Source organism: Roseateles saccharophilus (genome assembly GCF_031458095.1).
Lineage (GTDB): Bacteria > Pseudomonadota > Gammaproteobacteria > Burkholderiales > Burkholderiaceae_C > Pelomonas > Pelomonas saccharophila_A.
Map to the genome: position 1 here is coordinate 681,542 of NZ_JAVDXU010000002.1, position 12,386 is coordinate 693,927.

Sequence of the window (12,386 nt, forward strand, 5' to 3'; positions counted from 1 at the left end):
TAGGTGAAAGCATGAGCGATGAACAAGCCATCCGCGACCTGGTCGCGACCTGGATGGATGCCACGCGCGAGGGCGACACCGCCACCGTGCTCGCCCTGATGACGGACGACGCCGTCTTCCTGACCCCGGGCCGCGCGCCCATGACCAAGACCGATTTCGCCAAGGCCGCCGAGGGCCAGGCTCGCGGCAAGGCGCCGAAGTTCGACGGCCACAGCGAGATCCTGGAAGTGCAGCTGATGGGTGACTGGGCCTTCATGCGCAGCCGCTTGAGCGTGACGATGACGCCGCTCGACGGCTCGCCGCCAACACGCCGCGAAGGCCACACCTTGACCGTGCTGCGCCGGGACCAGGGCCGCTGGAAGCTGGCGCGCGACGCCAACCTGCTGGCGCCCGTGTCCTAGTCTTCGAGCCGATTCAGGCCCAGCCAGCGCGCCAGCGGCGCCAGCGTCGGCCCCTGCACCAGCAGGGACAGCAGCACGACGACAAAGGCCACGTCGAAGAAGCGCCAGCCGTCCTTCAGGCCGGCGAGCACCGGATAGGTGGCCAGCACGATGGGCACGGCACCACGCAGGCCCGACCAGGCCACGAAGCACTGCGAGCGCCAGCCAAAGCCCAGCGGCGTCAGGCACAGCATGACGGCCGCGGGCCGGGCGATGAACATCAGGCCGGCGGCCAGCAGCAGGGCCGGGCCAATCAGGCGCAAGACCTCGTGCGGCGTGACCAGCAGGCCCAGCAGCAGGAAGAGCACCGCCTGCGCCAGCCAGGTGTAGCCGTTCAACCCGGGCAGGCTCAGCGTGGCTGCCCGTTCGGCGCGGTGGCGCACCAGCAGGCCGGCGACATAGACGGCCAGGAAGCCCGAACCGCCGCAGCGGTTGGTGATGGCAAACAGCAGAAAGCCCAGGGCGGCCATCAGCAGTGCCATCAGCCCGTCGTGATCGTCGGTGACCGGCAGCTTGCTCACCCACCAGGCCGCCAGCAGGCCGCCCAGCGCGCCCACCAGCAGCCCCAGGCCGAGCTGCTCGCCGAGCAGCGGCAGCAGGTCGAGCAGGCTGTTCACCTGCGCGTCTCCCGGTTGGCCGAAAGGCGTCAGCCAGGTGATCAGGCCGATGGTCAGCACCATGGCCATGGGGTCGTTGAGGGCCGATTCCACCTCGATGGTGGCCGCCAGGCGCGGCTCCAGGTTCAGCTTGCTGGCACTGAACTGCGCGAACACGGCCGAGGCGTCGGTGGACGACACGGCCGCGCCCAGCAGCAGCCCTTCGGTCCAGGGCATGTCCAAGACGAGCTTCGCGATGCCGGCGACGATGGACGCCGTGACTGCAACGCCCAGCGTGGCCAGCAGGCTGGCCGGCAGCATGGCGCGGCGCACCTCGTTCCAGCGCGTGCGCAGGCCACCGTCGAAGAGGATGAGGGCCAGCGCCAGATTGCCGACAGTGACGGCCAGCCGGTGGTCATCAAAGGGCAGGCCCAGTGGGCCGTCCACGCCGGTCAGCATGCCGACCGCCATGAAGACGAGCAGATGCGACAGGCCCAGACGGTGGGTGTAGAGGGCGCCGGCGATGGCGATGATGACCAGGGCCGCAATGGCCGCCGTCAGCAACTCGGGGCCGGCGGCGGCGCTGTGGATCACGGATCAGCCTGCGGCGGGAATGATGTCGGGCGCATCGGGCGATGAGCCCTTGCGGGGCACCGCGGGTGCGGCCGGGGCCTGCAGGCCGACGACGTTCACCGTGTTGGTCGTGAACGCCAGGCGGATGCCGCGCTGCTCCAACTCACGCATCAGCGCCAGGTTCAGCGCCTGCTGGTGGTCCATGTAGACGTCGTAGCTCGGGTCGTTGACGCGGTAGACGACCTCGAAGTTCAGTGCGCTCTCGCCAAAGCCCTTGAAGTGGGCCCGCACCAGTTCCAGCTTGGGATCGGCCTCGATCAGCGCCTTGACCAGCGGCGGCACGGCGGCCGCGTCGTCGGCAGAAGCGTCGGCGGTGATGCCGAAGGTGAAGGCCACGCGGCGCGTCTGCAGGCGCTTGAAGTTGGCCACGGTGCGCTTGAGCAGTTCGGCGTTGGACATGACGATCTGCTCGCCGCCCAGGCTGCGGATGCGCGTCGTCTTCAGGCCCACGCGCTCCACCGTGCCGGTCACATCGCCGACAGTGATGGAGTCGCCCACCTCGAAGGGCTTGTCCACCGCGATGGCCAGGGACGCGAACAGGTCGCTGAGGATGTTCTGCACGGCCAGGGCCAGGGCGATGCCGCCGATGCCCAGTGAAGCGACGAAGGCCGTGATGTTGACGCCGAGGTTGGACAGCACGGCCAGCACCACCACCACCCACAGGGCGCCGCGCAGGCCCCAGCTGAGCAGGGTGGCCGAAGCCGACAGCGCCGCCGTGCCGCCGTGGCGCCTCTGCTGGGCGGTGAGCACCTGGGCCACGGCCTGCTGGGCCCACAGGCCGAGCTGCAGGGCCACGACGGCAAACCACAGCTGGGACACGCGGCCATGCCAGCGGTCGTCCAGCGGCAGCATGTTCAGGCCCACCAGCAGGCCCACGATCCAGATCAACGCGCCATTGGTGCGCTCCAGCACGCTGACGAGGCCGTCATCCAGCGTGCTGCTGGTGCGCTGAGACAGCCTGCGCAGCCGTTGCACGACAAAGCGCAGGCCCAGCTTGATGACGATGAGGGTCAGGGCGCCGGCCAGCACGGCGGGCAGCACGTCGGTCCAGCCCACGTCGGGCCAGGCGGCCTCGGCACGGGCGATCAGCTCGGTCCAGGTCATCGAGAGACTCCTTCGATCTTCATTCACAGACGGTAGGCGGCGAGAGGCCGTCGGTCTGTCAGCCGGCGGCAGCGGGGACTGTGGGCCTTGGCTGACAGGGGGGCGCCGGACGGCGCCGGACGGGGTGTCGGCTGACACCGGGCGGCAGCGGCGCCGGCTAAGTTCTGCTCATCACCGACCGCCCGTGAGAGGACGCGCCATGGACACCACCACCCACCATGATCTGCCGGCCCTGTTCTGCCAGCTCGGCCTGCCGGATTCGCCGGCCGAGATCAAGCAGTTCATCCGCCTGCACCGCCCGCTGCCGCAGACGCTGAACCTGTCGGAGGCGCCGTTCTGGAACGCCAGCCAGGTGGCCTTCATCCGCGAGCAATGGCATCAGGACGACGGCGACTGGTGCGGGCAGATCGACCAGCTCAACGCCCTGCTGCGCGAGCATCCGGACCCGGCCGAACTGGCGCAGGCGGCGAACGACAGCGCGGGCGGATGAGGCAGCCCTCCTGGTCGGCGCTGTTCAATCGCAACGCCGCCCTCTTCAAGCAGGTCGTCCAGCCGCTGCGCGAGCGCCACCGGCCACCCTCTGGCGCAGGCAGCTGGCTGATGGGCCTGGTGATGGCAACCGACGGGCCGCGCCGCTACTACCTGTTCCGCCCCGCAGGCGTGCGCTTTGGCGAGAAGTTGCCGCTGCTCGTCATGCTGCACGGCTGCCACCAGGATGCCAAGAGCTTTGCCGACAGCACGCGCATGAATGCCGTCGCCACGCGCGAGCGCTTCCTGGTGCTCTACCCGGAGCAGCCCCGGCTGTGCAACGCCCAGGGCTGCTGGAACTGGTTCGAGACCCAGTCAGGCCGTGCCTTCGCGGAGGCGGCCTGGATCATGAAGGCCGTCGACCAGAGCTGCATGCTGTTCTCAGCCGACCGCGAGCGCGTCGCCGTGGCGGGGCTGTCGGCCGGCGCCAGCATGGCCGCCCTGCTGGCCACGCGCTACCCGGATCGCTTCAAGGCCCTGGTCATGCACTCGGGCGTGCCGCCCGGGGCCGCCAGCACGCCCACGTCGGCCGTGCGTGCCATGCAGGGCTGGCGACAGCCACTGCCCACCGGCGCCAGGCGCGATTGGCCGCCGCTGATGGTCATCCACGGCGATGCCGACCGTGTCGTGTCGGCCCGCAATGCCGGCTCGGCGGCGCTGATGTGGTCCGAGGCGGCGGGCGCGCAGCAGGAGCCGGCACAGGAACAGCGCCGCGGCAAGCGCTATCCGATGCGGGTGACGCAGTACAAGCGCGCGCGCGAAGTGGTGGCCACGCTGGTGGAAGTGGACCGCCTGGGCCATGCCTGGAGCGGCGGCGCGGCACGCCAGCGCTTCAGCGACGCCAACGGGCCGGACGCGTCGCGCATGGTGTGGCGCTTCGTCGCGCGGCAGTTCGGGCCGCCGCATTGACCGGCTTTGGGCGCGGCGCTTGCGCTTCATCCGATAATTCGATAATAATGGAATCATGGATGAACAAGCCGTCGTCAAGGCCCTGGCCGCCCTGGCCCAGCCGCTGCGCCTGCAGGTGTTCCGCGCCCTCGTCGTCGTCGGGGACGCGGGCCTGACGCCCGGGGCCATTCAGGAAGGCCTGGGCGTGGCGCCGGCCACGCTGTCCTTCCACCTGAAGGAGCTGGTCAACGCCGGCCTCGTCACCCAGGAGCGCGCCAGCCGCAACCTGATCTACCGCGCCCACTACGAGCAGATGAACGGTCTGCTGGGCTATCTGACCGAGAACTGCTGCCAGGGCGCGGCCTGCGCCGTGCCGAGCGGCGCCAGCGTCCCTTGCTGCGGCTGAACGACCATGACCACCCACGTCCTCATCCTCTGCACCCACAACTCCGCCCGCAGCGTCCTCGCCGAGGGCATGCTCAACCACTGGGCCGGCAAGCTCGGCAAGGACGTGCAGGCCCACAGCGCCGGCAGCGCGCCCAGCGGCCGCATCAATCCCTTGGCCATCGAGGCGCTGCGCAACGCCGGCGTCGACACGGCCGGCACCCGCAGCAAGAGCTGGGACGAGTTCACGACGCCTGGCGCCGCACCGCTGTCCATCGTCATCACCGTCTGCGACAGCGCCGCGGCCGAGCAGTGCCCGGTGTTCTTTGGCGGCGGCGGGCAACCGGTGAAGGTGCACTGGGGTTACCCGGACCCGTCCAACGCCGAGGGTGGCGACGAAGGCAGGCGCCGCGCCTTCGAGCTGACGCGCCAGGCCATCGGCTATCGCATGCTGCAGTTGCTGGCCCTGCCGCTGGCCACGATGGGCCAAGCCGAGTTGCAGCAGGCCCTCGTCGCGATCTCGAAGTCATGAGCCTGCAGCGCCGACTCCTGGCCGAAGGCCTTGGCACGGCCCTGCTGCTGGCCGTCGTCATCGGCTCCGGCGTCATGGCCGAGCGCCTGTCGGGCGGCAATATCGCCCTCGCCCTGCTGGCCAATACCCTGGCCACCGTGGGCGGGCTGTATGTGCTGATCGAGGTCTTCGGCCCCATCAGCGGCGCCCACTTCAACCCGGCGGTCAGTGCCGTCATGGCGTGGCGCGGCGAGCTGGCGGTGGCCGCCCTGCTGCCCTATGTCGCCGCCCAGCTCGTTGGCGCCATGCTGGGCGCCTGGCTGGCGCACGCGATGTTCGACATGAGCCTCCTGCAGTTCTCGGCCAAGCTGCGCAGCGGCACCGGCCAGTGGATCGCCGAGGGCGTCGCGACCTTCGGCCTGCTGCTCGTCATCCTGCGCGCACCGGCGGGCCGCGCCTCGGCCATGGTGGCGGCCTATATCGGCGCGGCCTACTGGTTCACGGCGTCGACCTCCTTCGCCAACCCGGCCGCCGTGTTCGGCCGCATGTTCAGCGACAGCTTTGCCGGCATTGCGCCAGCCAGCGCGCCGGGCTTTGTCGCCGCCGAACTGGTCGGCGCGGCACTGGCCGTCGTCGTCGACCGGCTGCTCTCGCAGGCCAAGGCTCCACGCGCGGCCTGAGCAAGGCGCGAACGGCACGGGGCCACGGCCCCGTTTCTTTGACCCAGGTAGTTGCTATTGACAACCAAGACTTCGGACCCGACCATGCGCCCAGATAGTTGCTATTCACATCCAAATGTCCGAATCCTCCGCCGGCAGCCTGTTGCGCGAAGTCGCCCGCATCTACACCCGCGCCCAGCGCGTCGTGGCCGACTGCTGCCGCACCACCAGCACCCAATGCCATCTGCTGACCGAGCTGGGCCGCGCCGGGCCGCTGCCGCTGTCGGAGTTGGGCACGCGGGTCAGCCTGGAGAAGAGCTGGGTGTCGCGTGCCGTGGAGGCCATGGCAGCCCGTGGGCTGGTGAGCAAGGAGCCGAACCCGCAAGACGCAAGGAGCTGGCTCGTCACGCTCACCGCCGACGGCGAGCGCACCGTCCATGAGCTGAACCGCAGCCTCGATGACCACGCCGAATCCCTGCTGGCCGCCTTGAGCCCGCGGGAGCGTGACGCCGTCGAAACCTCTTTGCTGACCCTCCTGAAGGCCTTGCGCGAAGACGCCGCAGCGATGTGCTGCCTGCCGCCAGAGCCGAAGGAGCCCACCCAGGATTCCAAATCATGTTGCTGAACCCGAATATCTCGCTGCGCCAGGCCGGCGCCTCCGACTGGCCCGCCGTCCAGGCCCTGTTGCTGGCCAACAAGCTGCCCACCGAGGGCGCCCAGGCGCATCTGTCCACCTATCTGCTTGCCGTCAGCGGTGGCGAAGTCGTCGGCTGCGCCGGTGCCGAGGTCTACGGCTCCGTCGCCCTGCTGCGCTCGGTCGCCATCGCGCCCGGATTGCAAAAGCAGGGCATAGGCCGGCTGCTCGTCGAGCGCCTGCTGCAGGAAGCCCGCTTGCGCGACATCTCGGCCCTCTACCTGCTGACGGTCACCGCGCCCGAGTACTTTGCGCAGTACGGCTTCAAGCGCATCAAGATCGAGGATGCCCCGCAGGCGCTGAAGGCCTCGGCCGAGTTCCAGGGCGCCTGCCCGGCCTGTGCGGCGCTGATGACGCTGGCACTGCGCGACGCGCCAGTCGCCGATGCCGGCCTGCCCGCGGCCGTGCTGGGCGCCGGCCCCGTCGGCCTGGCCGCGGTGGCCCAGCTGGTGGAGCGCGGCCTGCCCTTCGTGGTGCTGGAAGCTGGCGAGCAAGTCGGTGCCAACCTGCGCGATTACGGCCATGTGCAGCTGTTCTCGCCCTGGCAATACGACATCGACCACGCCATGGCCCGGCTGCTGGCACCGACCGGCTGGACCGCACCGCCGGCTGCCGAACTGCCGCGCGCCGGCGAGATCGTCGAGCGCGTGCTGCAGCCTTTTGCCACCCTGCCCGAGGTGGCGCCCTTCATCAAGCTGGGTGCTCGCGTGCTCGCGGTGAGCCGCGAGGGTTTCGACAAGGTCAAGAGCGCCGGCCGCGAGCAGGCGGCCTTCCTGGTTCGCTACGCGCAGGACGGCGAGGTGCAGGAGCTGCGCGCCCGCGCCGTCATCGATGCGACCGGTACCTGGAACCAGCCCAACCCGATCGGCGCCAACGGGCTGCAGGCCATCGGCGAGGCCCAGGCGCGCGACCGCATCTTCTACGGCATCCCCGACGTGGCGGGCTCGCTGCGCAGCCGCTATGAAGGCCGGCGCACGCTGGTCGTCGGCGCCGGCCACTCCGCCGCGAACGCGCTGCTGGCCCTGGCCGAACTGGCCAGGCAATCACCGGGCACGCAGCTCGCGTGGGCGGTCCGGTCACCCGCCCTGCAGCGCGTCTTTGGCGGCGGCGATGCGGACGCCTTGCCCGCGCGCGGTGCCCTGGGCGCCTCGCTGCGCCGGCTGCGCGATGGCGGCGCGCTGGAGTTCTTCGGCGGTCTGCGCGTCACGCGCATCGAGCGCGTGGGCGAGCAGTTGCGCGTGCACGGGCTCGATGCGAAGCAGCAGCCAGTCGTCGTGGATGGCATCGACGAAATCATCTGCGCCACCGGCCAACGCCCCGACCTGACCATCACCAGTGAGCTGCGCCTGAAGCTCGACCCGTGGCTGGAATCGACCGAGGCCCTGGGCCCGCTGATCGATCCGAATCTGCACAGCTGCGGCACGGTGCGCCCGCATGGCCATCGCGAACTGGCCCACCCCGAGCCGGGCTTCTACACCGTCGGCGTGAAGAGTTATGGCCGCGCGCCGACCTTCCTGATGGCCACCGGCTTCGAGCAGGCGCGCTCCGTCGTCGCCGCCATCGCCGGCGATGGAGTGGCGGCGGATCGGGTGGAGCTGGAGCTGCCGGAGACGGGGGTGTGCTCGGTCAGCCTGGCGGCCGAGGGCGCTGCGGGCAGTTGCTGCGGTCCGGCGCCGGAACCGGTGGCCGTGGCCGCGCCCAAGCGGAGCTGCGGGCCCAAGCCCTTGCCCGAAACCGAACCGCGGGCCTCGCGCTGCTGCGGTTGACGATGGCCGGCAGCCGCGTTCGCGTCGTCGCCGCGTTGGGCACCGCCCAGACCCTGGCCTGGGCCTCGTCCTACTACCTGCCGGCCCTGCTGGCCCGGCCGATGGCGGCCGAGCTGGGCGTGGCCGAACCCACGGTGTTCGCGGCCTTCTCGGTGGCCCTGGTCGTGTCGGCCCTGGTCGGCCCCCACTCGGGGCGGCGCATCGACCGCTGGGGCGGCCGGCCGGTGCTGATGGCGACGAGCGGCCTGTTCGCGCTGGGCCTGGCCGCCATGGCCCTGGCCAGCGGACCCATCGGCCTGTTCGCGGCCTGGCTGGTGATGGGCGTGGCCATGGGCAGCGGGCTGTACGAGGCCGCGTTTGCCTCGCTGGTGCGCCTGTACGGCCAGGAGGCGCGCGGAGCCATCACCGGCATCACGCTGATCGCCGGCTTCGCCAGCACCGTCGGCTGGCCACTGACGGCCGCGCTGGAGCACGCCTTCGGCTGGCGCGGCGCCTGTTGGGCCTGGGCCGGGCTGCATCTGGTCCTGGGCCTGCCACTGAATGCATGGCTGCCGCGCGCCTTGCCCACCACCGCTGCGGCCGCCACCGACACGACGACAGGCGCGTCGGGCAAGCCGCCGGCGCTGACGGCGGCCCTGCTGGCCTGGGTGTTTGCGGTGAGCTGGTTCATCAGCACGGCCATGGCGGCCCATCTGCCGCGGCTGCTGAGCGCGGTGGGCGCGGCGCCCACGGCCGTCATCCTCGTCAGTGCCCTGGTCGGGCCGGCCCAGGTGGCCGGGCGGCTGCTGGAGTTCGGCCTGCTGCGGCATCTGCATCCCCTGCATTCGGCGCGCGCTGCGGCCTTGATGCACCCGCTCGGCGCGGCCCTGCTGGCGGTGCTGGGCGCGCCGGCCGTGGCCGCCTTTGCACTGCTGCATGGCGCGGGCAACGGCATCCTGACGATTGCCAAGGGCACGCTGCCGCTGGCGCTGTTCGGCTCGCAGGGCTATGGGCAGCGCCAGGGCCTGCTGGTGCTGCCGGCGCGCCTGGCCCAGGCGCTGTCGCCCTGGCTGTTCGGCCTGCTGCTGGCCGGCCTGGGCACGCGCGTGCTGTGGTTCTCCGCCGCCCTCGCCCTGAGCGCCCTGGCGGCCCTGCTGCTGATCCGGGTGCCGGCCCGCACCCTTGCTGAAACCGTGGAGACCTCCCCTTGAAGATCCGCACCGCCACCCCCGACGACGGAGCCGCCGTCGCCGCCATCTACCGCCCCGTCGTGCAGCACACGACGATCTCCTTCGAGACCGAGCCGCCCGATGCGGCCGAGATGCGCTCGCGCATCGAGAAGACGCTGGCCGCCCTGCCCTGGCTGGTCGCCGAGGACGCCGCCGGCACCGTCTGCGGCTATGCCTATGCCAGCAAGCACCGCGAACGCGCCGCCTATCAATGGTCGGTCGACACCACGGTCTACGTGCGCGAAGACATGCGCGGCCGGGGCGTGGGCCGGGCGCTGTACGGGAAGCTGCTGCCGCTGCTGGCCGAGCTGGGCTATTGCCAGGCCTTCGCGGGCGTGGCCCTGCCCAATGCGGGCAGCGTGGGCCTGCACGAGGCCGTCGGCTTCCAGCCCATCGGCGTGTACCGCAGCGTCGGCTTCAAGCACGGCGCATGGCGCGACGTCGGCTGGTGGCAGAAGGCGCTGGGTGAGCCCGGTGAGCCCGCTCCGCCGAAACTCTTCATGGGCTAGGTCGCGACCCGCCGCCGCATTTCCGCCGCGTAGTCCTCGAAACCCAGCGAGCGGTACAGGCCGCGCGCCTGCTGCGTCGCGCCGAGATTGAATTCGCGCACGCCCCGCTCCTCGCATTGACGCAGGACGGCCTGCAGCAGCTCGCGTGCGATGCCGCAGCCACGCAAGGCATCCACGGTGAATACGTTGACGATGCGCGCCATCTGGCCACCCGGGTTGGCTCGTGTCGGGCCCCAATCCAGCAGTACCGCTCCGGCGCCGCCGACCACGGCATCTCCCTGCACGGCAAACCAGCCGACATAGAGGCCAGCCTGGATGCGTGGGCACACCCAGGCTGCATAGCCCGGCCGACGCGCAGCGTCGTCATCGCGGTAGCAGCCATGGGCGGCAACCTGTGCGGCGTCGTCGGCCCGCACCGGCCTGAGGGACCAGCTCGAGTTCACCGCCCCGCGTTGATCTGCTGGATCAGCGCCCGGTGGCTGGGCAGGTCGGCGATGGCGCGGTCGGCAAAGCGCTGGATCTTGGCGAACAGCTTGTCGGCATCCGCTGTCTGCGGGAAGTCGCTGCGGCCGGCGCTGAGGTCGGTCGCGAAGCCCATGCCGTAGAGGATGTACTGGTAGTTGAAGAAGGCGAAGGTCTCGGTGTCGAGCACGAAGTCGAAACGGCCTGGCGGGCGCAGCTGCCATTCCTCCAGCAGGCCTGCGAGGCGCTCGGGGATGGTGGAAGCTTGGGCGTTGTCGCGCCAGAAGGGCTCCTGGCGCTGGCTCAGGCAGTAGTGCAGCTTCAGGAAGTTGATGATGTTCTCGAAGCGGGCCGTCATCAGCTCGTTGAAGCGCCGCGCCGGTGCATGGATGGGGCCGCTGTGCGGCAGCATCTCGGCAATCATGCCGACGGCCGCCTCGATGAGGACAAGGCCGGTGGCCTCCAGCGGCTCCAGGAAGCCGGCCGACAGGCCGACGGCGACGCAGTTTCTGACCCACTGCTGCTCGCGGTAGCCGGGCGTGAAGGGGATGCTGCGCACGCCCAAGTCTTCGTGGCCCGCGCCGCAGTAGTCGCGCAGGATGTCGGCGGCGCGGTCGTCGCTGAGGTGATCACTGGAGTAGACGCAGCCGATGCCGCGCGCACCGTTCAGGCCGATCTCCCACAGCCAGCCGGCCTCGTGGGCGGTGGCGATGGTGGAACTTTCCATCACCGCGTTGGCATCCAGCGGCACCTTGCAGGCCAGGGCGCGATCGACGAAGAGCTGGTGGCGCACCGACTTGAAGTTCGCGCCCAGGGCCCGGCCGATCAGCTCGGCGCGAAAGCCCGTGCAGTCGATGTAGAGCTCGGCTTCGAAACGCCCCAACTGGGCGGTGTCGAGATGGGCGATGGCGCCCGTTGCATCCAGCGTCACGTCGGTCACCGTCCCCTGCACATGCCTGACGCCAAGTTCGAGCGCACGCGCGGCCAGCAGCTTGGCGAGCTTGAGCGCGTCGAAGTGATAGGCGTAGTTCAGCGGCGCGGCGTAAGGTGCTTCGCCTGCGCGCTTGGGCGCGCGATGGGCTTCGGCGACGCGCACCTGCAGCGTCATGGCCTCGGCAAAGGGCATGCGAGCGGCCTCGTCCTGCAGCAGCCAGTAGGGCACGAGGTTGAGGTCCTCCGTGTAGAAGGGCGCCTCGAAGGGATGGAAGAACTGCTGGTGCTGGCCCGCGGTGGGCGTGCGCGCCCAGTCGACAAAGCGGATGCCCTGCTTCAGCGTGGCCGAGGTCTCGCGGATGAAGCGGGCTTCATCGATGCCGAGGAATTGCAGCGTGCTGCGAATGGTCGGGAAGGTGCCTTCGCCGACGCCGACGCTGCTGATGTCGGGCGACTCCAGCACCGTCACTTCGAGGTGGCTGCGCTCGGACAGCTTCAGGGCCTTGGCCAGGTAGGCAGCGGTCAGCCAGCCGGCCGTGCCGCCTCCCACGATAAGGATGCGTCGCTTGTTCATGCTCTCGTATAGAGGTTCTTCAGCCACTGGTGGCCGGTCTGGGCGCCATGGGCCCAGTCCTCGTCCTCTTCGCTGGGCTGGGCGACATAGCCGGAGGGGTTGAGCAGCTTGACGCGGCCGACGCGGAAGGCCGAGACGCGGTGCGTCACGAAGGTCAGGCCGTGTTCCAGGGCCGTGGCGGCGAGCAGGCCGTCGCGGGTGTTGGCATAGGGCAGCTGGGCGCGGCGGCGCACTATTGCCGCGTCCACCGGCAGCACGCGGCCCTCGAAGGCGGGCAGCACGCGGTTGTCTATCCAGTCGCGCACGACGAGGCCGGCGGCGCGGTCCTTGCGGCCCAGGCGGGCGGCGGCGTTCTCCAACTCCAGCAGGTTCAGTGCCGAGATGAAGAGCTTGTGCCGCGGCAGGCCGGCGGCCCACGCCGCCAGGCCGGCATCGGACTGGCCGGCCTTGGCCTTGCGCAGTTCCAGAACGATGCCGGTGTCGAGCAGGAACATGGT

General features: G+C 70.4%; 15 protein-coding genes. 10 read left to right on the forward strand and 5 right to left on the reverse strand.

Going from position 1 to position 12,386, the window contains the following annotated elements:
* The first annotated feature begins 11 nt into the window (after nucleotides 1-11).
* On the forward strand, nucleotides 12-401 hold the full coding sequence (locus J2X20_RS15790) for a YybH family protein (RefSeq protein WP_310266462.1): 390 nt from the start codon (nucleotides 12-14) through the stop codon (nucleotides 399-401).
* Here the strand turns inward: J2X20_RS15790 and J2X20_RS15795 are convergent.
* Nucleotides 398-1,630, reverse strand: a complete 1,233-nt coding sequence (locus J2X20_RS15795; RefSeq protein ID WP_310266463.1) for a potassium/proton antiporter — start codon at nucleotides 1,628-1,630, stop codon at nucleotides 398-400. The genes J2X20_RS15790 and J2X20_RS15795 overlap by 4 nt on opposite strands.
* Nucleotides 1,631-1,633: 3 nt before the next feature.
* Nucleotides 1,634-2,773 carry a mechanosensitive ion channel family protein gene (locus J2X20_RS15800; RefSeq protein ID WP_310266464.1) on the reverse strand — a complete coding sequence of 380 codons (1,140 nt, stop codon included), beginning with the start codon at nucleotides 2,771-2,773 and terminating at the stop codon, nucleotides 1,634-1,636.
* 199 nt (nucleotides 2,774-2,972) lie between these two features.
* On the opposite strand from J2X20_RS15800, the gene J2X20_RS15805 reads away from it, so the two are divergent.
* The 9 genes from J2X20_RS15805 (at nucleotide 2,973) to J2X20_RS15845 (ending at nucleotide 9,920) form a co-directional block, all read left to right on the forward strand.
* Entirely contained in the window at nucleotides 2,973-3,263 is a 291-nt protein-coding gene (locus J2X20_RS15805; protein ID WP_310266466.1) for a DUF2789 family protein, read from the forward strand.
* Nucleotides 3,260-4,210: an extracellular catalytic domain type 1 short-chain-length polyhydroxyalkanoate depolymerase gene (locus J2X20_RS15810; RefSeq protein WP_310266468.1), complete on the forward strand. Its 951-nt coding sequence runs from the start codon at nucleotides 3,260-3,262 to the stop codon at nucleotides 4,208-4,210. The genes J2X20_RS15805 and J2X20_RS15810 overlap by 4 nt, the downstream gene beginning before the upstream one ends.
* Before the next feature lie 55 nt (nucleotides 4,211-4,265).
* Nucleotides 4,266-4,595: an ArsR/SmtB family transcription factor gene (locus J2X20_RS15815; protein ID WP_310266471.1), complete on the forward strand. Its 330-nt coding sequence runs from the start codon at nucleotides 4,266-4,268 to the stop codon at nucleotides 4,593-4,595.
* Nucleotides 4,596-4,601: 6 nt separating this feature from the next.
* Nucleotides 4,602-5,105 (forward strand): arsenate reductase ArsC, encoded by a 504-nt coding sequence (locus J2X20_RS15820; protein ID WP_310266473.1) that lies wholly within the window; start codon nucleotides 4,602-4,604, stop codon nucleotides 5,103-5,105.
* Nucleotides 5,102-5,764, forward strand: coding sequence for an MIP/aquaporin family protein (locus tag J2X20_RS15825; protein WP_310266475.1), 663 nt, complete (start codon nucleotides 5,102-5,104; stop codon nucleotides 5,762-5,764). The genes J2X20_RS15820 and J2X20_RS15825 overlap by 4 nt, the downstream gene beginning before the upstream one ends.
* Before the next feature lie 115 nt (nucleotides 5,765-5,879).
* Complete coding sequence (locus J2X20_RS15830; protein WP_310266477.1) at nucleotides 5,880-6,368, forward strand: MarR family winged helix-turn-helix transcriptional regulator; 489 nt, start codon at nucleotides 5,880-5,882, stop codon at nucleotides 6,366-6,368.
* The gene (gene arsN2 / locus J2X20_RS15835; RefSeq protein WP_310266479.1) at nucleotides 6,359-8,203 is read left to right on the forward strand and encodes an arsenic resistance N-acetyltransferase ArsN2; all 1,845 of its coding nucleotides are present in this window, start codon (nucleotides 6,359-6,361) and stop codon (nucleotides 8,201-8,203) included. The genes J2X20_RS15830 and arsN2 overlap by 10 nt, the downstream gene beginning before the upstream one ends.
* Before the next feature lie 2 nt (nucleotides 8,204-8,205).
* On the forward strand, nucleotides 8,206-9,393 hold the full coding sequence (locus tag J2X20_RS15840; RefSeq protein ID WP_310266482.1) for an MFS transporter: 1,188 nt from the start codon (nucleotides 8,206-8,208) through the stop codon (nucleotides 9,391-9,393).
* A complete protein-coding gene (locus J2X20_RS15845) occupies nucleotides 9,390-9,920 on the forward strand; it encodes an arsinothricin resistance N-acetyltransferase ArsN1 family B (protein ID WP_310266484.1) in 531 nt (176 codons plus the stop codon). Before J2X20_RS15840 ends, J2X20_RS15845 begins: the two co-directional genes overlap by 4 nt.
* Here the strand turns inward: J2X20_RS15845 and J2X20_RS15850 are convergent.
* From J2X20_RS15850 to J2X20_RS15860, 3 genes are read right to left on the reverse strand one after another with little or no spacing between them, the layout of a single operon-like run.
* Nucleotides 9,917-10,363: a GNAT family N-acetyltransferase gene (locus J2X20_RS15850; protein WP_310266486.1), complete on the reverse strand. Its 447-nt coding sequence runs from the start codon at nucleotides 10,361-10,363 to the stop codon at nucleotides 9,917-9,919. The two genes, J2X20_RS15845 and J2X20_RS15850, sit on opposite strands and share 4 nt — an antisense overlap.
* The gene (locus J2X20_RS15855) at nucleotides 10,360-11,889 is read right to left on the reverse strand and encodes a tryptophan halogenase family protein (protein WP_310266487.1); all 1,530 of its coding nucleotides are present in this window, start codon (nucleotides 11,887-11,889) and stop codon (nucleotides 10,360-10,362) included. Before J2X20_RS15855 ends, J2X20_RS15850 begins: the two co-directional genes overlap by 4 nt.
* Complete coding sequence (locus J2X20_RS15860) at nucleotides 11,886-12,383, reverse strand: PIN domain-containing protein (RefSeq protein ID WP_310266489.1); 498 nt, start codon at nucleotides 12,381-12,383, stop codon at nucleotides 11,886-11,888. Before J2X20_RS15860 ends, J2X20_RS15855 begins: the two co-directional genes overlap by 4 nt.
* Between the last annotated feature and the right edge of the window lie 3 nt (nucleotides 12,384-12,386).

Coding starts and splice junctions, on each gene's coding strand:
- arsN2 (WP_310266479.1), top strand. CDS start 6,359: ATGTTGCTGAACCCGAATATCTCGCTGCGCCAGGCCGGCGCCTCCGAC.
- J2X20_RS15790 (WP_310266462.1), top strand. CDS start 12: ATGAGCGATGAACAAGCCATCCGCGACCTGGTCGCGACCTGGATGGAT.
- J2X20_RS15860 (WP_310266489.1), bottom strand. CDS start 12,383: ATGTTCCTGCTCGACACCGGCATCGTTCTGGAACTGCGCAAGGCCAAG.
- J2X20_RS15805 (WP_310266466.1), top strand. CDS start 2,973: ATGGACACCACCACCCACCATGATCTGCCGGCCCTGTTCTGCCAGCTC.
- J2X20_RS15825 (WP_310266475.1), top strand. CDS start 5,102: ATGAGCCTGCAGCGCCGACTCCTGGCCGAAGGCCTTGGCACGGCCCTG.
- J2X20_RS15810 (WP_310266468.1), top strand. CDS start 3,260: ATGAGGCAGCCCTCCTGGTCGGCGCTGTTCAATCGCAACGCCGCCCTC.
- J2X20_RS15820 (WP_310266473.1), top strand. CDS start 4,602: ATGACCACCCACGTCCTCATCCTCTGCACCCACAACTCCGCCCGCAGC.
- J2X20_RS15800 (WP_310266464.1), bottom strand. CDS start 2,773: ATGACCTGGACCGAGCTGATCGCCCGTGCCGAGGCCGCCTGGCCCGAC.
- J2X20_RS15830 (WP_310266477.1), top strand. CDS start 5,880: ATGTCCGAATCCTCCGCCGGCAGCCTGTTGCGCGAAGTCGCCCGCATC.
- J2X20_RS15815 (WP_310266471.1), top strand. CDS start 4,266: ATGGATGAACAAGCCGTCGTCAAGGCCCTGGCCGCCCTGGCCCAGCCG.
- J2X20_RS15855 (WP_310266487.1), bottom strand. CDS start 11,889: ATGAACAAGCGACGCATCCTTATCGTGGGAGGCGGCACGGCCGGCTGG.
- J2X20_RS15840 (WP_310266482.1), top strand. CDS start 8,206: ATGGCCGGCAGCCGCGTTCGCGTCGTCGCCGCGTTGGGCACCGCCCAG.